Source organism: Peptostreptococcus faecalis (assembly GCF_900240845.1).
Lineage (GTDB): Bacteria > Bacillota > Clostridia > Peptostreptococcales > Peptostreptococcaceae > Peptostreptococcus > Peptostreptococcus faecalis.
In genome coordinates, this window is sequence record NZ_OERU01000004.1 from 71,967 (window position 1) to 94,381 (window position 22,415).

20 protein-coding genes are annotated in these 22,415 nt (G+C 30.2%); 17 read left to right on the forward strand and 3 right to left on the reverse strand.

The features are described from left to right. Positions 1–215 precede the first annotated feature (215 nt). The 6 genes from ispE to ftsH are packed head-to-tail and all read left to right on the forward strand — an operon-like array spanning position 216 to position 6,351. Positions 216–1,112 carry a 4-(cytidine 5'-diphospho)-2-C-methyl-D-erythritol kinase gene (gene ispE, locus C0982_RS07565; protein ID WP_101773623.1) on the forward strand — a complete coding sequence of 299 codons (897 nt, stop codon included), beginning with the start codon at positions 216–218 and terminating at the stop codon, positions 1,110–1,112. Continuing rightward, complete coding sequence (locus C0982_RS07570; RefSeq protein ID WP_101773624.1) at positions 1,099–1,776, forward strand: GntR family transcriptional regulator; 678 nt, start codon at positions 1,099–1,101, stop codon at positions 1,774–1,776. The genes ispE and C0982_RS07570 overlap by 14 nt, the downstream gene beginning before the upstream one ends. A gap of 5 nt (positions 1,777–1,781) precedes the next feature. Then, the gene (gene murI, locus C0982_RS07575) at positions 1,782–2,588 is read left to right on the forward strand and encodes a glutamate racemase (protein ID WP_101773625.1); all 807 of its coding nucleotides are present in this window, start codon (positions 1,782–1,784) and stop codon (positions 2,586–2,588) included. A gap of 13 nt (positions 2,589–2,601) precedes the next feature. Further along, entirely contained in the window at positions 2,602–3,015 is a 414-nt protein-coding gene (locus tag C0982_RS07580; RefSeq protein WP_101773626.1) for a DUF1934 domain-containing protein, read from the forward strand. A gap of 1 nt (position 3,016) precedes the next feature. After that, the gene (gene tilS / locus C0982_RS07585) at positions 3,017–4,393 is read left to right on the forward strand and encodes a tRNA lysidine(34) synthetase TilS (protein WP_101773627.1); all 1,377 of its coding nucleotides are present in this window, start codon (positions 3,017–3,019) and stop codon (positions 4,391–4,393) included. Between the two features lie 32 nt (positions 4,394–4,425). After that, positions 4,426–6,351, forward strand: coding sequence for an ATP-dependent zinc metalloprotease FtsH (ftsH, locus tag C0982_RS07590; RefSeq protein ID WP_101773628.1), 1,926 nt, complete (start codon positions 4,426–4,428; stop codon positions 6,349–6,351). A gap of 229 nt (positions 6,352–6,580) precedes the next feature. Here the strand turns inward: ftsH and C0982_RS07595 are convergent, their stop codons facing one another. Continuing rightward, positions 6,581–7,564 (reverse strand): biotin--[acetyl-CoA-carboxylase] ligase, encoded by a 984-nt coding sequence (locus tag C0982_RS07595; RefSeq protein ID WP_101773629.1) that lies wholly within the window; start codon positions 7,562–7,564, stop codon positions 6,581–6,583. A 232-nt stretch (positions 7,565–7,796) separates the two neighbouring features. Between C0982_RS07595 and C0982_RS07600 the strand changes: the two genes are divergently transcribed. The 4 genes from C0982_RS07600 to lysS all read left to right on the forward strand — a co-directional run bounded on the left by C0982_RS07600 (position 7,797) and on the right by lysS (position 11,887). Further along, positions 7,797–8,597: a type III pantothenate kinase gene (locus C0982_RS07600; RefSeq protein ID WP_101773630.1), complete on the forward strand. Its 801-nt coding sequence runs from the start codon at positions 7,797–7,799 to the stop codon at positions 8,595–8,597. Next, complete coding sequence (gene dusB / locus C0982_RS07605) at positions 8,598–9,569, forward strand: tRNA dihydrouridine synthase DusB (protein ID WP_101773631.1); 972 nt, start codon at positions 8,598–8,600, stop codon at positions 9,567–9,569. Between the two features lie 245 nt (positions 9,570–9,814). Beyond that, positions 9,815–10,300, forward strand: a complete 486-nt coding sequence (gene greA / locus C0982_RS07610) for a transcription elongation factor GreA (RefSeq protein ID WP_101773632.1) — start codon at positions 9,815–9,817, stop codon at positions 10,298–10,300. A gap of 63 nt (positions 10,301–10,363) precedes the next feature. Further along, positions 10,364–11,887 (forward strand): lysine--tRNA ligase, encoded by a 1,524-nt coding sequence (lysS, locus tag C0982_RS07615; protein WP_101773633.1) that lies wholly within the window; start codon positions 10,364–10,366, stop codon positions 11,885–11,887. Positions 11,888–12,039: 152 nt separating this feature from the next. Here lysS and C0982_RS07620 read toward each other — a convergent pair whose 3' ends face one another. Then, entirely contained in the window at positions 12,040–12,684 is a 645-nt protein-coding gene (locus tag C0982_RS07620; RefSeq protein WP_101773634.1) for a hypothetical protein, read from the reverse strand. Between the two features lie 267 nt (positions 12,685–12,951). On the opposite strand from C0982_RS07620, the gene C0982_RS07625 reads away from it, so the two are divergent. The 7 genes from C0982_RS07625 to dcm all read left to right on the forward strand — a co-directional run bounded on the left by C0982_RS07625 (position 12,952) and on the right by dcm (position 20,215). After that, on the forward strand, positions 12,952–13,323 hold the full coding sequence (locus tag C0982_RS07625) for a hypothetical protein (RefSeq protein ID WP_101773635.1): 372 nt from the start codon (positions 12,952–12,954) through the stop codon (positions 13,321–13,323). Next, entirely contained in the window at positions 13,324–14,607 is a 1,284-nt protein-coding gene (locus C0982_RS07630) for an FtsK/SpoIIIE domain-containing protein (protein WP_101773636.1), read from the forward strand. A gap of 71 nt (positions 14,608–14,678) precedes the next feature. After that, entirely contained in the window at positions 14,679–15,833 is a 1,155-nt protein-coding gene (locus tag C0982_RS07635) for a replication initiation factor domain-containing protein (protein WP_101773637.1), read from the forward strand. A 4-nt stretch (positions 15,834–15,837) separates the two neighbouring features. Beyond that, positions 15,838–16,065 (forward strand): excisionase, encoded by a 228-nt coding sequence (locus C0982_RS07640; protein ID WP_101773638.1) that lies wholly within the window; start codon positions 15,838–15,840, stop codon positions 16,063–16,065. A gap of 53 nt (positions 16,066–16,118) precedes the next feature. Next, on the forward strand, positions 16,119–17,354 hold the full coding sequence (locus tag C0982_RS07645; RefSeq protein ID WP_101773639.1) for a site-specific integrase: 1,236 nt from the start codon (positions 16,119–16,121) through the stop codon (positions 17,352–17,354). 125 nt (positions 17,355–17,479) lie between these two features. Continuing rightward, positions 17,480–18,952, forward strand: a complete 1,473-nt coding sequence (locus C0982_RS07650; RefSeq protein WP_101773640.1) for a Sau3AI family type II restriction endonuclease — start codon at positions 17,480–17,482, stop codon at positions 18,950–18,952. A gap of 18 nt (positions 18,953–18,970) precedes the next feature. Further along, complete coding sequence (gene dcm / locus C0982_RS07655; protein WP_101773641.1) at positions 18,971–20,215, forward strand: DNA (cytosine-5-)-methyltransferase; 1,245 nt, start codon at positions 18,971–18,973, stop codon at positions 20,213–20,215. Between the two features lie 461 nt (positions 20,216–20,676). Here dcm and C0982_RS07660 read toward each other — a convergent pair whose 3' ends face one another. Further along, positions 20,677–21,858, reverse strand: a complete 1,182-nt coding sequence (locus tag C0982_RS07660; RefSeq protein ID WP_101773642.1) for a pyridoxal phosphate-dependent aminotransferase — start codon at positions 21,856–21,858, stop codon at positions 20,677–20,679. Positions 21,859–22,415 lie beyond the last annotated feature (557 nt).

The following is a 22,415-nucleotide window of genomic DNA, read 5'->3' on the forward strand; positions in this document are numbered from 1 at the left end:
TAATATAATTGCTTGTATATTAAATAAATGAAATAATGTTTATTTCAAACATTAAATATTGTTATATAAAAAGTATAATCATATATTCTTTACGAGTTAAAGTTCACTTGATAAAATAATAATGCTATAAAATATACAGATTCTTTTATTTGTAGTATAATTAAATAAGTGCATAGCTTTGTATTATAAATACAAAGTATTTGGAGGGCGTTTTAGTGGAAAGAGTCAAATTAAGAGCAAGGGCAAAAATTAATTTATCAATAGATATAAAAGACATTTTAGAGGATGGATACCATGAAGTTGAAATGGTAATGCAGTCAATTAATCTTTCTGACTATATTATTATTAGAAAGGCAGAAACAGGGTTTAAGATGACTAGTTCAAATTCAGATGTGCCATCAAATAAAAAGAATATCATGTATAAAACGTGGATTCTTATGAAAGAAGAGTTCGGTATAGACGGCGGTATAGAAATATTTCTTGAAAAAAATATTCCTATTGCAGCTGGAATGGCAGGGGGAAGTGCTGACTCAGCAGCTGTATTTATAGGTATAAACAGGTTATTTGGATTAAATCTTTCTGATGATGAGTTAATAGAATTATCTAAAAAGCTAGGATCAGACATTGCATTTTGTATAAAAGGAGGCACGTATCTGGCTAGTGGAAAAGGTACAGATTTAAAGAAACTTAACAATTTTAATTGGGACATAGTGATGTTAATATGCAAACCCAATATATTTGTGTCTACAAAGAGAGTATATAAAAAATATGATAAGATGTATGAAAGCATTAGTACGGATCAAAGACCAGATAACGAAAAAATCATCGAAGGCTTACAATTGGAAGACTACGAACTTATGGTAGAAGGAATGAATAACGTATTGGAGCCAGTCACAAAATCTTGGTATAGAGAAATAGATAAAATAGAGAAAACTATGATAAAAGGTGGCGCTATAAAATCGATGATGAGTGGAAGTGGACCTACAGTTTTTGGTTTTTTTAAAGACTACAAGAGTGCAAAAAGGTGCGGGAACATACTTAGAAAAAGATATTCCCAAACATATATCACACATGCATCTAATAAGGGGGTTGAAATTTGTGGGAATAAATAATCTTAAAATTAATAATTACAAACCTCTGAGAGATGTCGTTTTTGAAAATATTAGAACGGCGATTATGGAGGGAACTCTAAAACCTGGTGAACGCTTGATGGAGATACATATGGCAGAACAACTAGGTGTTAGTAGAACTCCTGTTAGAGAGGCTATAAGAAAATTAGAACTGGAGGGGCTTGTAATTATGCTTCCTAGAAAAGGAGCATATGTTGCCAATATAAGTAAAAGAGATTTGATAGATATATTAGAAGTTAGAATTGGGCTTGAAGGAATGGCAGCTTATTACTCTGCAGAAAGAATATCTCCAGAAAAAATAAAAAAACTAGAATTAATATCTGAAGAATTAAAAGAGTATGTCTGTAAGAATGATGTTGATAATATGCTAAAAAAGGATGAAGAATTTCATAACTGCATATTTGAAAGCACAGGAAACAGAAGACTAATGAGCATGATGAATTCACTATGGGAGACGGTTTATAGATTTAGATTGATGTATATGTCTGACTATAGCTCAGCAGTAAACATTGTAGATGAACATATGAAGATAATTGATGCTCTAAAAAAAGGAAAGGCAAATCTTGCAGAACAGCTAGCTAGAGAACATATAGAAAAAGCTGAGCAGTTCATGATTGAAAAGCTGATGCAAGATGAAACGGTGTAGCAACAATGGATAATAGACCAATAGGAGTCTTTGATTCGGGATTAGGTGGATTAACTGTATTAAAAGAAATAAATAAATACCTTCCAAATGAAGATACAGTTTATTTTGGAGATACGGCTAGAGTTCCATACGGACCGAGATCAAAAGAAACCATAATTAAATATACTTTTCAAGCTATTAATTTTTTGATTTCTAAAAACGTAAAAGCGATAGTAATAGCTTGTAATACTGCAACAGCAAGAGCTTTGTTAGAATCTCAGGAAAAATATGATGTACCTATAATAGGTGTAATTGAAGCAGGTGCTAGGACAGCTGTTTACTCAACGAAAAATAAGGTTATAGGTGTAATAGGGACGTCTGGTACAATAAACTCTAGAGCCTATAACAAAGAAATAAAAAAAATAGGAAAAGATGTAACTGTGATAGGAAAAGCGTGCCCATTATTTGTTCCGCTAGTAGAAGAAGGGTGGGCTAATAAAGAAATTTCCTCTACAGCAGCACATATGTACTTGGATGAATTGGTAAATAAAGGTGTAGATTCAATTGTTTTAGGATGTACACATTATCCAATTTTAAAAAGGACTATAGGAGAAGCCGTTGGAGCTGATGTGAAGCTTATAAATCCAGCAAAAGAGACAGCGTTGGATCTAAAAAGTATGCTAGAAGAAAGATTTTTAATGAGTAATTCTACTGAAGAGGGTAAATATAAGTATTATGTATCAGATATAAATGAACAATTCTCAAGAATAGCGAGTGAATTTTTAAAAAGAGAAATAAAAGATCTTGAAAAAGTTGAAATACATAAATATTAATGTGGGGTGAATTATGAACGTAAAAGTAAAGATAAAAACGTCCCAGTACACAGAAGGCGGAGAAGTTCAGACTATAGAGAGTTTCTATAATGGGGAACAGATAGAAAAAAATGGAAGCCTTTATGTTAGTTTTTTAGAATATGATACTGTGAAAGATTCTAGAAATACAATAAAAATATCCGATGGTGAAGTTTTGATATTAAAATCAGGTGATATAAATTCAAAAATAAGATTTATAGAATCAAAAAGCTTTAAATCAAAATATAAAACATTGTATGGTGATTTTGATATGAGTGTGTATACATATAAAATTTCTAAAAAAATTTCTGATGAAGGCGTAAAGTTAAATTTAGACTATAAAATATCTATAAGAGGGCTACTGGAAGCAAATAATAGAATTGAAATAAAAGTAATTCCGGAGGCGTAATATGGTGTATGAAAAAGTCAAACAAACTGTATTTCAAAACAACCTAATAGAAGAAGGTGATGGTATTGTCATCGGGCTGTCAGGTGGGCCGGATTCGGTCTGCCTAACCCATCTACTTAAAGAGATATCAAAAGATATAAATATCAACTTGTATGCTGTGCATTTAAATCACAAGATAAGAGGAATTGATGCATATTTAGATGCTCTTTATGTGATGAAACTATGCGAAAAATTAGATGTTCCATGCTTTATTAGAGCAGTAGATGTACCAAAATATTGCAAAGATGAAGGTTTGGGATTAGAAGATGGAGCAAGAGAATTAAGGTATAAAATTTTTGATGAAGTCAAAACTAGAGTAGGTGCAAATAAAATTGCTGTAGGTCATAACAAAAACGATCAAGCAGAGACTGTACTTATGAGGCTGATGAGGGGAACCGGAATACATGGTCTAAAAGGTATGGAATACAAAAGGCAAGATGGTGTAATAAGGCCTATATTAGACTTGCGAAGAGATGAAATAGAAAAATATTGTATAGATAATAACTTGAACCCTAGAATAGACAGTACCAACCTTGAAGCAATTTACTCAAGAAACAAAGTTAGGTTGAAGATTATTCCTTATATGAAAGAGGAGTTTAACGTAAATATAGTTGATACGATAGTAAGGATGAGTAATAATATTAAATCTGATAGTGATTATATAGATTCTCAGGTAGACAAAGAGTATGAACTATGCGCCGAGAAAAAAGATGAAGGCGTACAAATTTCGGTAAAAGAATTAGAGAAAATTCACTACTCTATAAAATCACGTATAGTGATTAAAGCAATTAAAGAAATACTAGGTGATGCAAATCATATTGAGAAAAAACATATTGATGACGTGTTGGACTTGATTTCTGAAGACAAAAAACATAAAAAAATAAATCTTCCAAGGAGTTTAATTGCCTATAGGTTGGCTGATATAATTTTAATTTCTGATAAAATACTAAAAGAAGAAAATTTGGAATATGAATATAGTTTAGAACCAGGAGAATCGATTTACATAAAAGAAATAGGAAAAACTTTTCATACCAATATACTCAATGCTAAAGAATTCAATAGAGAGTTCAAAAAAGGGGTTCAGTATATTGATTTAGATAAAATAAGTGGAAAGCTAACATTGAGAAGTAGGCGACAAGGTGATAAAATAAAGTTATTAGGTGGAACTAAAAAAATCAAGGAATTGTTTATCGCTCTAAAGATAGATAGAGATGATAGACAATACATTCCTTTGGTAGTAAATCAAGACGTTGTAGTCGCAGTATGTGGTTATAGACTTAACTCAGACTACAAAATAGATGAAAATACAGAAAAAATACTTGAATTTACCTTGAAATAATTGAATTCAATGTGGTGATAGGAGGGGTATTGTTGGGAAAAACATTAAAGGGTGCTGGAATTTATCTGGTAATGCTACTAATGATAATATTTATGGTACAGTACACTGGAGGTCGACAAGAAGTAGTCGAAAATATGGAATTTTCAAAGGTGTATCAAGAACTTAAGGCTGGGAATATAAAATCTTTGCACATAGTTGAAGATACAGGTGTTGAGGGAGTTCTAAAAGATGGAAAAACGAAATTTAAATCGTATATACCAGATGAAGTGAAAGGTGAAACTTTATCAAATGATTTATTGAAAAATATTGAAAAAAACAAAGTTATAATTGGAGCAGAGGAAAAGCCAAAGACACCATGGTTTATTGAAATGCTTCCAACACTGATTATTTTGGTATTTATGATAGCTGCATTTGTGATGGTAATGAACCAATCTCAAGGTGGAGGAGGAAAGGCTATGAGCTTTTCAAAATCCAAAGCAAAATTACACAAAGGTTCAGAAAAGGACAAAGTTGTATTTAGCGATGTAGCGGGATTGAATGAAGAAAAAGAAGAACTTAAAGAAGTAGTAGATTTCTTAAAGCATCCTAAAAAATATATAGAACTAGGAGCTAGAATACCAAAAGGTATATTGATGGTAGGTCCTCCAGGTACAGGGAAGACTTATATATCTAGAGCTGTAGCAGGAGAAGCAGGAGTTCCGTTCTTTAGTATAAGTGGTTCTGACTTTGTTGAAATGTTTGTCGGAGTGGGAGCTTCTAGAGTAAGAGATCTTTTTGAACAGGCTAAAAAAGATTCTCCAGCTATAATATTCATAGATGAAATTGATGCTGTGGGAAGAAAAAGAGGAGCTGGTTTAGGTGGAGGTCATGATGAAAGAGAACAAACTTTAAACCAGTTGCTAGTAGAGATGGATGGTTTTGGAATAAATGAAGGTATAATTATCATGGCAGCAACAAATAGGCCAGATATATTAGATCCAGCATTACTTAGACCAGGACGTTTTGACAGACAAGTTATGATTGGGGTACCTGATGTAAAGGGTAGAGAAGAAATCTTTAAAGTTCATTCAAAAAATAAACCTCTAGACGAAGGTGTGGACTTAGCTGTGTTGGCAAAAAGCACTCCAGGGTTTACACCGGCTGATATAGAAAATATTATGAATGAAGCCGCGATTTTAACTGCTAGAAGAAAAGAAGCGAAGATAACAATGGAAAATATAGAAGAGTCAATAACTAAGGTAGTTGTTGGAGTTGCAAAAAAATCTAGAATTATAAGCGAAAAAGAAAGAATTTTAACAGCTTACCACGAAGGTGGTCATGCTATATGTGCTCATGTTCTTGATTTAATGGATCCAGTTCACCAAGTAACTATAATTCCAAGAGGTATGGCTGGTGGATTTACAATGCAGCTGCCTACTGAAGATAAATACTATACAACTAAGGGTGAGTTGATGCAAGAACTTGTTGTATTGCTTGCCGGAAGAGTATCTGAAGAAATCAATTTAGACGATATATCTACAGGAGCTTCTAATGACTTAGAAAGAGTTTCAAAAATCGCTAGAGGAATGGTAGTTAAATACGGTATGAGTGATAGGCTAGGTCCATTGACTTTTGATACAAATGATGAAGTATTTATAGGAAATAGTTTTGGGCATACTAGAGAGTACTCAGAAGAGGTCGCAGCTGAAATAGATGAAGAAGTAAGAAGCATAGTATCGGATGCGTATGCAAAGGCAAAGAAGATACTTAATAAGAATAAGCCTAGATTAGATTATGTAGCTAAGGCACTTCTTCAATATGAAACATTAAACGAAAAGCAATTTGAAGATGCTTTTGAAATGAGATTACCTCTTGAAGTTGTAGAAAACGGAGATCTAGTTAAGAAGTTTGGAGAGTTATCAGTGGATTTTGATAGCGATGCTGATACAGATACAGATTCAAATCCAGGTATAGATTAAAATTAAATTTAGATACTGACAAATAAAAATAACTAATATAATAATCCATGAAAAAATTGGTGAAAAAGACATATGGAAATATTTATATAGCTAGAAAAAATAATTAAAATAAACCGTACAATGTGAGTTTTTCTTAGATTGCAGTTGAAAAAATAACTGCTTAATTCAAGAAAAATAAAAATTGTACGGTTTTTGTTTGTGTTAAATTTTGATTAATTTATATTTTTATTTAGATATAGGAATCAAGGCCTCTTATAGATATTTCTCCTGAAAAAATAGTTTCTTCAGAGCCATCTTCATTTACTATCACTAGATTTCCTGTATTATCTATATCTTTTGCGTATACCTTTTTCTTGCTATCTCTTGTGATTACAAATATATCACGGCCAATAACTGCTGATTTATTTTTTAATATTGAAAGAGTCTCTAGGTTGTCGTCTTTTTTAAACTTATCATATAATTTTTCAAACTCAACAAAAAAAGTTCTCAATAATTCTATTTTATCGATCTTATATCCTTCAGCTAATATGGAAGTAGCTTTGTTTATTAAGTCGCTTGGAAAAGTTTTATTGGAGATATTTATTCCTATTCCAACTATAATATGAGATATATTTTCGATTTCAGCGCTCATTTCTGTAAGTATTCCACATATTTTTTTGTTGTTTAAGACTATATCGTTAGGCCACTTTATTTGTGGCTCTATTCTAAACTTTTCTAATGATAAAATCATTGCGGCTCCTGCTACCTGTGTAAGAAAACTAGCCTTGTATATAGGAATGTTTGGTTTTAATATTAGACTAAAATAAATCCCTTCTTCTTGAGAAGAATCCCATTTTTTACCAGATCTTCCCTTGCCATTTTTTTGTTCATCCGATATAACAACAGTTCCTTCATTTGATTTTTCAGCAATTTTATTTGCATATATATTTGTTGAATCTATTGATTTAAAATAGTGAACAGACTGACCTATATAACTAGTGTCTAATTTATATTTGATTTCGTATTGAGTAGGTGAGTCTTCTGATTTTCCAACTAGCTTATAACCTAGACCATTTTTTGAATCAATTAAAAAACCTTCTTTTCTTAAAGAATTTATATGTTTCCAAATAGAGGCACGAGAAAGTCCTAGTTGTTCTGAAATATATTCACCGGATACATATTTTTGAGAGTTGTCAATTAATATGTCTATAACACTTTCTTTTGTAGTATTCATTTTTCTCACTCCTTTAATTTAAGATTATATCATATTTTTTTGATTAAATATGAAGTATTGGGGTTAAATAACTAGATTGAGGAGTGTATTCTTTAGAAAGAGAGTTTTATATGTGCTTTTCAAACAGTAAAGTAATTGACATATATCAATATAAAGGTTGATAATATGCGGTTGTGGTGTTAAAATAAAAATGTTATTCATAAACTAAATTTACAAAGGAATGGGATAAAATATGTTACTAGTATTTGACGTTGGAAATACGAATATCGTATTAGGCGTATACGATGAAAAAACACTTATAAGAGATTGGAGAGTCAATACGGATTTAAATAAGAGTTCAGATGAGTATGGGGTACTAATCAAGAGCTTGTTTGACGCTTATGAATTGTCTCTTTCGGCTATAGACGACATAATTATATCTTCAGTAGTTCCTGCTGTCATGCATTCATTGGAAAACTTCTGTAGAAAATATTGTAAGATAAATCCCCTTTTAGTAGGTCCGGGGATAAAAACAGGGCTAAACATAAAGTACGATGACCCAAAAATGGTTGGTGCAGACAGAATTGTAAATGCAGTTGCAGCAATTGCAAAATATGGAACACCTCTAGTAATAATAGATTTTGGAACGGCGACTACTTATTGTGCAATTTCTGAAAAAGGTGAGTATCTTGGAGGAGCAATTGCTCCAGGTGTGAAAATATCAAGTGAGGCGTTATTTCAAAATGCTTCAAAATTACCTAGAGTGGAGTTAGTAAAACCGGATAGAATTATTTGTAAAGATACGACTTCGGCTATGCAAGCAGGTATAATATATGGCTATGCAGGTCAAGTTGAAAAAGTTGTAAAGAAAATGAAAGTTGAGTTAAAAAATGAAGACACGACTGTAATAGCTACAGGAGGTTTAGCAAATTTAATATCATCTGAAACATGTCTTATAGATGTGGTTGATTCAAATTTAGCATTAGAGGGACTGAGGCTAATTTATGAAAAAAATGAAGCGTTAGGAACTCGTGAGAATAAAAACGAGGTATAAATGAAATTTAGAGATTTTAATATAGAAAATGAGGCATTTTTAGCTCCTATGGCTGGAGTGACAGACTTGCCATTTAGATTAATATGCAAGGAACTTGGATGCGGATTATTATACACTGAAATGATAAATGCAAAAGCGTTATGTTATGATGATCAGAATACAAAAAAAATGCTCAATATTGTTACAGAGGAACATCCAGTTGCTATTCAAATTTTCGGTAGTGAACCTGAATATATGGGGAAAGCTGCCAAAATTTTAAATGACCATCCAAATGAAATCTTAGATATAAATATGGGATGTCCTGCTCCAAAGGTTATTAAAAATGGAGATGGTTCAGCTCTTATGAAAAATCCTGAACTAGCAAAAAGAGTGCTAGAGAGCGTAGTTGAAAACTCTGAAAAGCCAGTGACTTTAAAGATTAGAAAAGGCTGGGATGATGAGAGTGTAAACGCACTAGAAATTGCAAAGATAGCACAAGAAGCAGGTATAGATGCTATTACAATACACGGAAGAACTAGAGAACAGTTTTACTCTGGGAAAGCCGACTGGGATATAATAAAGACTCTGAAGTCAGAACTAAAAATTCCTGTAATTGGAAATGGTGATGTAGCTAGCATTGAAGATGCAATTGAGATGAAAAAACACACTGGGTGTGATGCTATAATGATTGGAAGAGGTGCTCAAGGAGATCCGTGGATTTTTAAGAGGATTGACCATTATATACAAACAGGTGAAATACTGCCACTTCCAACAAGAGAAGAAAAAATGGATATAGCGATCAAGCATATGTATCTTTCAATAAAAGAACATGGTGAATATGTAGCCGTTCGAGAGATGAGAAAACATATTGGATGGTACTTGAAAGGTATGAAACATGCTGCTAGATTTAGAAATGAAATAAATAGACTAGAAGATTGTGAAGAAGTAATTAAGATATTGAGAGAATATAAAGAACTCTCTAGTCAAGATTAAAAACAATGGTATTGTACGGTTTAAATACACTTATTGCAAGCTATTGAACTAATAAAAAGGCTGTATAGAACTTGACAATATTACTTAATTAGAATATAATAGAGCGGATATAGATTAAATTGTGTGAATTTTTCACACAATTTAATCTATATATGATAAACTATATTTTATATAAGCATGAACATAGGTTTATTTGAATATATACGCAATAAAACTATTAATATAAAAAACCAACAGGAGGTTCAATGATGGAAGATACTAACAAGGAAATAGTCCTTACGCAAGAGGGATATGATAAATTAGAGGAAGAATTAGAGCTTTTAAAAACGACAAGAAGAAAAGAAGTTGCAGAAAGATTAAAAATAGCTATCTCTTTTGGAGATTTATCAGAAAATGCTGAGTATGATGAAGCAAAAAAAGAACAGGCATCTCTTGAAGAAAGAATAATAAAATTAGAAAATATCACTAGAGTTGCAACAATAATTGATGAAGCTAATGTAGATTTGAACATTGTAACTATAGGGTCAACTGTTATTATTTATGATAAAGACTTTGATGAAGAAGTAGAGTACACTATAGTTGGTAGTGCAGAGGCTGATCCATACGATGGTAAAATTTCTAATGAATCACCTGTAGGTAAGGCTCTTTTAGGAAGTAAAAAAGGAGATAACATAGAAGTAGTTGTTCCAGATGGATTTACAAGATTGGAAGTAAGAGATATAAAAAGATAGTAATAAAAAGATGGAAAGTATAGATACTTTTAAATATAAACATAGTCTTTAAAGGAGGAAGTAATGGAAAATAGTAAGTCAGAAAATCAGATTGAAAATTTAAGTGAAGTTTTGATGGTTAGAAGAGAAAAATTAAAGAATCTTCAGGACGAAGGTAAGGATCCATTTAAAATAAGTAAATATAATGTTACACATTATTCAGATACAATAAAAGAAAATTATGATTCATTAGAAGGACAGCATGTAAGTGTAGCTGGTCGTCTTATGTCAAAGAGAGTAATGGGGAAGGCCTCTTTTATGCATCTGCAGGATCAAAACGGTAGAATTCAGGTATATGTAAAAAGAGACGATATCGGAGTAGACGATTACAAGCAATTTAAGACTTATGATATGGGTGACATAGTTGGTATAGAAGGATACGTATTCAAGACAAAGACAGAAGAAGTGTCTATTCATGCGGAAAAGATAGTCCTTTTATCAAAATCTCTACAAGTATTACCAGAAAAATATCATGGATTAAAAGATGTTGATTTAAGATATAGACAAAGATATGTAGATTTAATTGTAAACCCTGAAGTAAAGCAGGCTTTCTTAACTAGAACTAAGGCTCTTAAGGCTTTAAGAGGATATCTAGATGATTTAGGATTCTTAGAAGTTGAGACTCCTATATTAAACACTATAGCTGGTGGAGCGAATGCGAGACCATTTATAACTCACCATAATTCACTTGATATACCAATGTATTTAAGAATTGCAAACGAACTTTACTTAAAGAGATTGATCGTTGGTGGATTTGACAAGGTTTATGAAATGGGAAGAATGTTCAGAAATGAAGGTATGGACATGAAGCACAACCCTGAATATACTGCAATTGAACTTTACCAAGCATATGCAGATTACAATGACATGATGGAAATCACGGAAAATGTGATTTCATATATGGCAGAAGTAGCTACAGGAAGCAAAAAGGTAAATTATCAAGGTACTGAAATCGACTTTACACCTCCTTGGAAGAGAATGACAATGGAAGAATGTGTGAAGGAGTATTCTGGTGTAGATTTTTCTACTATAAATACTGATGAAGAAGCACTAGCAATTGCAAAGGAAAAAGGAATAGAAATAACTCCAGGTATGAGACGTGGAGAGGTTATCAATGCGTTCTTTGAAGAATTTGGTGAAGATAACTTGATACAACCTACTTTCATAACTCATCATCCAGTTGAAGTTTCTCCACTCGCAAAGAGAAATGTTGAAGATCCAAGAACTACTGATAGATTTGAAGCTTTCGCGAACAAATGGGAACTGGCAAATGCATTCTCTGAGTTAAATGACCCAATCGACCAAAAGGGAAGATTTGAAGATCAGATGAGAAAAAGAGAGCTAGGAGATGATGAAGCATTTGAAATGGATGAAGATTTCCTAAATGCACTAGAAGTAGGTCTACCTCCAACAGGTGGACTTGGTATAGGTATAGATAGAGTAGTAATGTTACTTACAAACTCTCCAAGTATAAGGGACGTGTTATTATTCCCAACAATGAAACCACTTACTCAGAATATTGAGGAAGATGCGGAAGAAGAAGAGTAGAAATTGAAGTTTTACGACTAGTTTACGACTAAATAAAATAATTTTGATATGTTGTATAAAAAGGCCTTACAGTGATATTTTATATCCGGTAGTAAGGCCTTTTTGTGGTATTTAAAAATGATATGAAAGTTTATTAGATTGAATAGAATTTATTATAAATTTAAGATTCTTTTTAATTCTTTTTTTCTAAAAAGATATTTTTCTATTTTTTTTAATTCATCAGGAATTTTATATGGATTGCTTGCCAATTCATTTTCTTCTAACAATTCATATAAAGCATAACTAGTTATAATAATATTGTCAAGATTATCAGTAGGTATTTTTATATTGTCTAAATTATAAAATAAAGACTGATTAAGAGATTCTTTAGGTGAAGATAATTTAATAATTTTTTTATATTGTTCAAGGTCTTCAAGTGTTAATCTAGAGTCCAATTTATCTTCAATTTTTAATTCCTTATATTCTTCTATTGTTTCAGGAAGGTTTTCAACCGATATTGTGTAGTAAAACGTATTATTCGGTATAAGCTCAAGTTTAAGTTTTTCGAAGTAACTATTGAGCTCAGGTGTAAAAAGTTTAATAACATCATCGTAATAATACTCAATTCGCCTTGGTGGAATAGATATTTTTTCAGCAAATCTTAAGTCATGTATTAATTTTTTTCGTATACGTGTATGAATTTTTTTGCCATCATCGGAAGTTGAAATATAATTATAGTTATATATTCTTTTCGTGTTTTCAATAATTTCGTTAATGCTATATGATTTTTTTTCAGGTATCAATTTTAGTTCTGCCATGTTGGAAATCTCCTTTTATATAGGTCTTATATAAGTAAGTATACGTTAAAGAAGGTGAAAAATCAATGTTGTAGAAAAAAATTGATTGACAGGTATTTATAATAATGATATTATGGGTTTAAATAAAGGATATAAAAACTAAAGAAAGGAGAAGGGTTTAAAAAAGATATATATATAAGCGTGAATAAGGTTAATATCACTTATAAATATCAAACAACGTAATGAGTGAATTCTGAAAGAGTTAAAATTATTGGAAGGAGAATAAATATGAGTTTAATAAATACGTGGTTATTTACCAAAACTGTGATTGATTGGGAGAAATTTGCAAAAAGCACGGGAGAGACCTATAGGGTTGTATCAGTAAGAGATTATATTGATAAAAAGAAAAAATTATCAGATGGATATACTATAACCGTTCAGGTTTTGAAGGATAACTTTGATTATGGCATTGATAAAGAAGGAAATTTTCGTGAGTCAAATTTGTATCAAACATTTGTAGTTACAGTTTTAACTAGAAAAGAAAAACCTAAAAAAGGAGATTTAATTGTACTTAAGAATTTTGATGAACAGAATAGTTTTGTAATTGGATTTGATTTGATTTTAAGATTTAATGACTATGATATTAGGAAGGAGAAATAAATGAATAAAGAAAAAGAAATTCTTATTTTATTAATTCCAGTAATTTTTTTAACATTAGGTGTATTTTATCAGTCTAATATAGAAAATATGGATTATGTAAGCATTAGCAGCCTTCCACAACTATGCTATACCATATCGGCATGTACTCTAGTGTTAGCTATAATTTTTATTGTAATAAAAAATAAATTTTATCGTGGATTCAGATATGGAATTACCTATTATCTTACTATGAGTAGTTTGGAAAAACAATTAAATAATGCAGGTGTTTATGATAATAAAGAAAATAAAGCCTCATTACCTAGAATTGAACTAGAGTTTAGCAAAGATTTATCAGAAGGGATATTGAAAATAGAAAATTCGATATATTTAGATGAGAGATTAAATAATATTTTACTATCAGCTGGTTTGAGCAATTATATTGTTGAGCAACATTATAAAACTATGAACGAAAGTGAATATATTTATGAATTAATTGATTCAAGCATAACTTACAGGCCAGTTTATAATAACTTTGAAGACTTTTTATATCATAATAAAAATTGTGGTAAATACTGTCTTATTTTTGATAATAGATTTGACAATGTACCGTTACATCACACTTTGCTAACGGGTCAAACAGGTTCGGGAAAATCATATTTTTTATATGGAATTATTTTGCAAATGCTTAATAAAGATATAGATTATAATATATATTTTTGTGATCCGAAAATGAGTGGATTGTCAGTAATAGGAAATAAAGTTTCGCCCAACAAAACAGCAGTTTCATTTGATGAAATAGTATTGTTGCTTGAAAAGTTTGTTGCTGAAATTGATGAGAGAAAAATTAAAATGGAGAACTTACTATGCAGAAAGCTCGATTCTGATTATAAAGACTTTGATATAGAACCAATGATTTTTATGATTGATGAGTTTGCTTCATTTTCGTATTCTCTTGAAAATAAAGATAAAAAAACTCGAGATAAGGTAAACGATTTAATTGCAAAAATAATACTGGAAGGAAGGCAGTTAGGAGCATTTTTTTGGGCAGTAATGCAAAAAAGTGATTCAAAGTTAATTAGTACTGCTTTTAGAGAAAATATGCCAGTTAAAGTAGTTTTAGGAAATTCAGAAAAACAAACTTATGTTACAACTTTTGGACAGGGTATAGATGTGCCTAATAAAAAATTTGATATAGGAGAAGGTGTTTTTATATCTCCTCAAGTTGCAAGAATTCCGAAAATACTATTTACACCTTTTTACAATTTTGAAATATTAAAGTATATGACAAAAGCCCCCGATATGTAATAACGGGGGCTAAGCAATAAATACTTGCTGCAATCTATATCAATTAAAATACAGAAAGAGAAGTGATAATATTGATTGAGTTAGGAGTGGATGAATTTACTCTTGTTTTGCAATATAAGAATGGTAGTATCATTAAAAATGAGTGTGATTGGGATTATATTGCAAATAAAATAATAGATATATTTGCATCAAAATTAGATTTAGAGCAAATACTTGGTAAAAAAGAAGTTGAGAAAACAGCACCTTTGGGCTACAAAGTAGCATATAAATATGGACAACATGATTTTTATTTTTCTATAGCGTATCATCCATTACATAGAAATATGGGAATCTGTGTGAAGTTTAGTGCCCAATCCTTAGGCTATTATACTAGGGAATCTAATTTAGCAATATACGAAATTATTAAGATTTCTGAATCAGGCAATTATACGATTAGACTGTCAAGGGTCGATTTAACAGTAGACTATATTGATTACGATATTGATATAAGCAAGTTATATTTTGATTATGTCAATAAAAAAGTGTTAATATACCAGGAATTGGAAGATAAAAATGGCCACAATATATTAAGATTATGTAATTTGAAATGCTCGGGTATTATTAGTGAAGAGAAAATAAACACATTATATATTGGTAGTAATCAATCAAAAGTAAGGTTGAGAGTATACGACAAAAAGTTGGAGCAATTGCAAAAAAAAGGCAACTACTTAGATAGGGCAATTCAATGTGAATCATGGGTTAGGTTTGAAGTAGTATTCAAGTCAGACTTTGCACATCAAATAACCGATAAATTATTAGTAATAAAAAATCAAAATGAACTAATTAATTTAATAGCGAGTTTAATTTGTCAAAAATTCACATTTTATCATGAAGAAAGTAAGGAAGTTATGGGATTTAGTCAAGAATTGAAAAGATTAGTTTTAAATAAATCTAAAAAAATTAAATCTGCAAAAGTAAATAACTATAGTTTGATTAGTGATTTAGTATATCATAATAAAAACAGTGGCCTAATGTCACTTATGTATAAAATTCAAAGTATATGGGGAGAAAAGGGATTAATAGAAATGCAACAATATTTTTTTCATCAGAGTAATTTTTACATAATAAATAATGACTGTAAGGATTGGCTAAATAAAAATAAAGAGCAACACAAAGAAAATTATGAATCATTCAATGCATATGTAGAAAAGAATAAAAAAATTATAAACTATTTAATGAAGGTGTGACAAAATGAGTGAAAAAAACAAAGGGTATGATGTAGAAGGAAAGAACGTTCCCTTGTGGGAAAAAAGTAATTTAACCTTGCAGGAGGCTTCGCAATATTTTAATATTGGAATTCATAAATTAAGAGAGTTATCGGAAGAACCGGATTGTAAATTTGTGCTTTTTGTAGGGAAAAAAAGATTAATTAAGAAAAAAATTTTAGAAGAATACTTAAAGACGATATATTCTATATGAATTTAAGTTTAAAATTAGTATAGCTTTACAGACACTTTGAAGGGGTGAAATAGATGTCGAAAAGGTATGATAGTAACCGAAGAAGGTTGCAAGTTGGCGAATATCAGAGAGGGAATGGGACGTATGAATATAAGTGGCGAGACAAGTATGGAAAACGACATTCTTTTTATGCACCGACTCTAAAGGATTTAAGAGAGAAGAAAAAAGAAATTATTAGAGATAATTTAGATGGAATCAATATTGATAAAAATAAAATAACATTAAATGATTTGTTTTATTTATGGGTAAAAGTGAAAAGAGGGATTAAGGACAATACATTAAAAAACTATATTTATATGTATCAAGAATTTGTTGAAAAAGAGATAGGAAATATTAGGATATCTGATTTGAAGAAAACAGATATTAAATCATATTATAACATGCTTGCTGAAACTAAAAAAATAAAAATATCGACTATAGATAATATACAGACAGTAGTACATCAAGTTTTGGAAGTAGCAGTAGAAGATGATTATTTGAGGTATAATCCAGCAGACAAAGCTTTGAAAGATTTAAAAAAGACACATAGAAAAACTGATAGAAATAAAAAGGCATTAACTTCAAAAGAACAGAAAGTATTTGAAAAATATTTAATGGAAAATAAAGAATACAGTAGATGGCAACCTGTATTCTGTGTCATGTTATGGACCGGTATGAGAGTGGGAGAAGCAACGGGGTTGCAATGGGAAAATATTGATTTTGAAAAAAATATTATATATATCAATCAAACCTTAGTTTATTATAGTAAAGGAAAAGGGAAAGGAAACAAATATGCTATGAATAGCCCAAAAACTGATTCAAGTAAACGAATAATACCAATGACGTCAAATGTTAGAGATGCATTATTGTTGCAAAGAAAATTTATAAAAGATAATAATTTGCAATGTAAGTCAAATATTGATGGATATGATGATTTTGTTTTTCTAAATAGATTTGGAGAAGTTTTAAATCAAGGTGTAATGAATAAAGCGTTAAGAAGAATAGTAAATAGTTGTAATTTAGAAAGAATGGAAGGAGAAAAAAAGGGTGGAATCTTATTGCCATATATTAGTAACCATTCATTAAGACATACATTTACAACTAGAATGTGTGAGGCTGGTGTAAATATAAAAGTTATGCAAGAAGTATTGGGGCATGCTAGTTCTGATATTACCATGGACATCTATGCGAAAGCGACTGACGACTTTAAAGAAATAGAAATGAATATATTTGATGAATTTATTAATAAAATACAATTAGATTATAATTAAATCGAGAGATTAATTGGTATATGTAACCTTAATAGATTTTTAAGAATATGAATAAATCAGTAAGGAAAATTATGGTATAATATGGTGTAGCAAATAATAATAGATTAAATGAAAGAGGTATTGCGTTGAGAAAATTACCATATGATGATACTAATCCAGCTGATATATTAAAGTATTCAGAAGAGCTAATTGGGAAGACTTTTATAGATATTCTTAAAGTAGAATTTGAAGGAGAAGAGCTTGAAAAAATAATTTCTTATTATAATAATCCTAAAAGTAAAGGTGGGCTGGGGAATTTATTAGAGAAATATTACTATTATTATCTTCCAAATAGCAAATCGGAACCGGATTTTTTAGAAGCGGGAACAGAATTGAAAGTAACTCCATATGAAAAGACAAAAAAAGGTATAAGGGCTGGTGAAAGGCTAGTAATTACTATGATACCAAATACCGAGGCAATAGCATCAAAATTTAAAGGGTCACACCTAGAAAAGAAAATAAGCAAGATATTAATGGTATGGTATCATCGAGTGAAATCACAACCAAGAACGAACAATACTATTGACTTTGTAAGTTTATATGATATATATAGTGAAATTTTCGAAAAAGATTTAGCTGTTATATGTGATGATTATTATAAAATAGCTAGCAAGGTAAGAGAAGGGAAAGCACATGAATTATCAGAAAGTGATACCAAATATTTAGGTGCATGTACTAAAGGGTCAACTGCTGACAAGAGTTTACAACCTCAGTTTTATAATAAAAATATTCCTGCAAAAAGAAGAGCTTTTTCATTAAAACAGTCTTATATGACTTATGTTTTGAATAATTATGTAAAACCAGGTTTGATGAGGTATGAATCGATTTTTAGTAAGGAAGAATTAGAAAATGTTGATTTTGATAAACAGATAATTGATAAAATTAGCAATTATGTAGGTTTTTCTGAAGAATATTTGTACACTAAATTTAGTTTAAACACTGAAAGCAAGTCAAAACAAATAAATAGGAGTTTAGTTTACAGAATTTTAGGTATAAATTCGGAAAATGCTGAAGAATTTCAAAAAGCAAATATTGTAGTTAAAACGATACGTGTGAAAAAAAATGGATTGCCTAAAGAAAGTATGTCTTTTCCTAAAATCGAAATAAGTAGGTTTATTGAAGAAGATTTTGAGAATTCTTTTGAGTATACTTTTTTTGAAGAAACTATATTTCTATTCGTCGTTTTCAAGGAAAATGAAGAAGGTAAATATATTTTAAAAGGATCTAAAATCTGGAATATGCCTATAACAGAACTTGAAAACACTGGTAAATTAGAATGGGAATCATACAAAAAAAAGTTTATTAGTGGGGTTAATTTTGAAATAGGTTATGATAAAACGGGAAAAGTGATTGTGAAAAATGATTTACCGAAGAAAACGGAACATAGAATATTTCACTTGAGGCCACATGCTAGCAAAAGTGCATATGTTATCAAAGGTATTAAATACGGTAATGGTTCAGATAAAGACATGGATATATTACCAAATGGAGACAAAATGACACATCAATGTTTTTGGTTAAACAATGGCTATATATCTGATATAATAAAAGATATTTAAGAGGAGAAAGATATTTAGATGAAATTAACAGTTGCAGAATTATTTGCTGGTGTAGGAGGATTTAGAGTAGGATTAAATCACATCAGTGAAATAGATTTAGAAAATAGAGCGATTGAGAAAGGTGACTGGGAGTTTGTATGGGCGAACCAATATGAACCATCAACTAAAGCCCAACATGCTTTCAATTGTTACACTACCCGTTTTGGGTTGGAGAATCACTCTAATGAAGATATAAATAAAGTAAATAAGGATGAAATTCCGGATCATTCATTACTAGTGGGCGGATTTCCATGTCAAGACTATTCTGTTGCGAGGTCGTTGTCTAATGAGCAAGGAATTGAAGGTAAAAAAGGAGTTCTGTTTTGGGATATAAAAGAGGTTCTAGTAGCAAAAAAATCTCCATTTGTGCTTTTGGAAAATGTAGATAGATTGTTAAAATCTCCTGCATCTAGGCGTGGGAGGGATTTTGCAGTTATGCTTAAAACATTTGATGAATTAGGGTATTATGTTCAGTGGAGAGTTATAAATGCTGGGGAGTATGCCATGCCACAAAAAAGAAGAAGAGTTTTTATATTTGCACATAAAAAAAATCTTAATTATTCATGGAAAATTCAAGGGCAAAAATTAGATATAAATCGAGACAACATATTTAACGATATTTTTCCTATAGAAAAAGCACTAGAAATCGAAAGCTTAGATTTAAATGAATACAAAGATGTATTGGATGTTTCCAATAATTTTAAAGAAGGTAAATTTTTAGAAACTGGAATGATGGTAGATGGTAATGTTATTCATGCTAGGGTAAGTGCAAAAGTAGAACCGATTTTTTCTTTAGAAAAGATATTATCTATATCAAGAAAGTACAATGCAGATGTAGAAGAATATGCTATTGAAAAAGAAAAATTAAATAAATGGGAGTACTTAAAGGGCTCAAAAAGAATTGAAAGAACTTCAAGCAATGGACATTCCTATATCTATAGCGAAGGATCAATGGCATTTCCGGAAAAAATAGAGGAGCCAGCAAGAACGATGCTTACGAGTGAAGGGACATTAAATCGGTCATCACATATAGTTTTTGATAGGGAAATGAAAAAGTTGAGGAAATTAACACCGGTAGAATGTGAATTAATTCAAATGTTTCCTCCAAACTGGACGGACACGATGCCTAAGAGAAATAGATATTTTATGATGGGGAATGCATTAGTTACAGGTATTATAGCGAGGATAGAACCTAAATTAAAAAAGATAATAGAGTCTGAATAATTTCATCAACTAAAAAAATCACTTGTCGAAATAGATATCACATACAGCTATTTTATAATTATTGGATTAGTATAATCACTATTAATTTACGACTTTTGTACGACCAATATACGACTAAAAATGCAGAAATTTGAAAAGTAATGATTGCTTTGAAAATTTACTATTTTTAAAATTTAGATAAGAGTACGTATGTAAATGTATGTAAAAGATTTAATGAGGTATTTTCTTTTCCCAACAATGAAACCACTTACTCAGAATGTTGATGAAGAAGAATCAGAAGAAGAATAATAATTAGAACTTAATAAAGATATTTAAGATAATAAAAAGAGCTGTTACCGATTGTAACAGCTCTTTTGTAATTTAGTGATTATATTTATAAAGCTCATTAGATTATGTTGTTTTTATAAGATTAATCTGATTATTGTTATGCTTATAAAACATAGCTAGTTATTTTTTTAAAATTATATAAATTTACTAATATATCTTTCTAGTCTATTAACGCCCTCTAAGAAACTTTCTTCATCGCACGCATATGATATTCTGATATATTCATCTATACCAAAAGATTTTCCAGGTACTACGGCAACTTTTTCGGCATTTAAGAAATCTTCGCAGAATTTTATTGAAAAACTATCAGTGTATTCATAGTTTTCTTTTACTTTGCTTAAATCAACAAATATATAAAATGCACCAGATGGCTTTACATATCCAATATTTTCGATTTTATCTAGTCTGTTAGTAATTAATTCGCATCTTTTCTTGTAAGTGTCGACCATGTGTTGCATTTCATCTTCGCATTCTACTAAAGCGCCAAGACCTATATACTGTGCTGTTAAAGATGGGTGAGAAACTATGTGACTTTGTATTGAACACATAGCATTAGCTATTTCAGAATTAGAAGCAGTGTATCCTAATCTTAATCCTGTCATTGCTGCACATTTTGCAAAACCATTTATAGTTATAGTTATGTCTTTTATTTCTTCATTTAAAGCAGCTACAGAAGTAAAGTTTTCAGTGAAAGTGATTTTTTCATATATTTCGTCTGCTATAATATATATTCCCTTTTCTAGACAAACACTAGCTATTTCTTCTAACTCTTCTTTAGTATATACACTTCCTGTAGGATTTGAAGGGTTAGTTATAACTATTAATTTTGTTTTATCTGTAATGGCAGCTAGCAACTCTTCTTTTTGTAGCTTAAAGTTATTTTCTTTTTTAGTTTGAATTTCAACAGGAACTGCGTTAGTTACTTTTATTATTTCAGAATAACTTACCCAATACGGAAGAGGAAGTAATACCTCGTCACCAGGATTTGTTAATGCTAAAAGAACATTAGTGATAGAATTTTTTGCACCACTTGATAATACTATTTGATCAGGAGTGTAGTTTACTTTATTCTCCTTAAGTAGTTTTTTACATATTTCTTCTCTTAGCTCTAATATACCACCTACTAGGTCATATTTTGTTTTGTTCTCATCTAAAGATCTTTTTCCATATTCTTTAGCTTTTTCTGGAACATTGAAGTCTGGCTCTCCTATACTTAATCCTATTACATCTATTCCACTCGCTTTCATATCTTTTACTTTAGAACTTATTCCAACAGTAACAGATGGCGTAATATTTTTTAATCTTTCTGATAGCATGCTGCTTCCTCCTTATTATTTATTACATAAGTCATACGTTTAGGATATCTTTAGACAGAAACATATGATACGTAAATAGTTTATTTACTATTTTATATTAGAAATAAAGATTTGTATATGCTTTATAAAAAGATTTCTACTTCAATTATTGTTAAAAAACACGAATATATTAATTCGCGCAATAAGAAAATGCGCTAAAAAGAATTAAAAATACGAACTATATTTATTATATACGATAAAATGGCTTGAATACTTAAAAATAATTAATTTTTTTTAAAAAACTTATTGACTTTATGCTTCAGAGTTGATATAGTATTACTTGTCCTTGAGAAACACATAAGTTAAAAAAAAGGACAAAAATAAAAAACGAAAAAAGCATTGACATTTAACTTTAATGTTGGTACAATATTAAAGTCGTTAAATGATAATGACAAAATGAACTTTGAAAATTAAACAGCAGGTTAATTCATATTGTTTTTATAAACAATTGATTAATCGTTTAAACCATAAAGGTTTAAACCACAAACAACAAACCAAGCCAGATATTTCGAGATAAT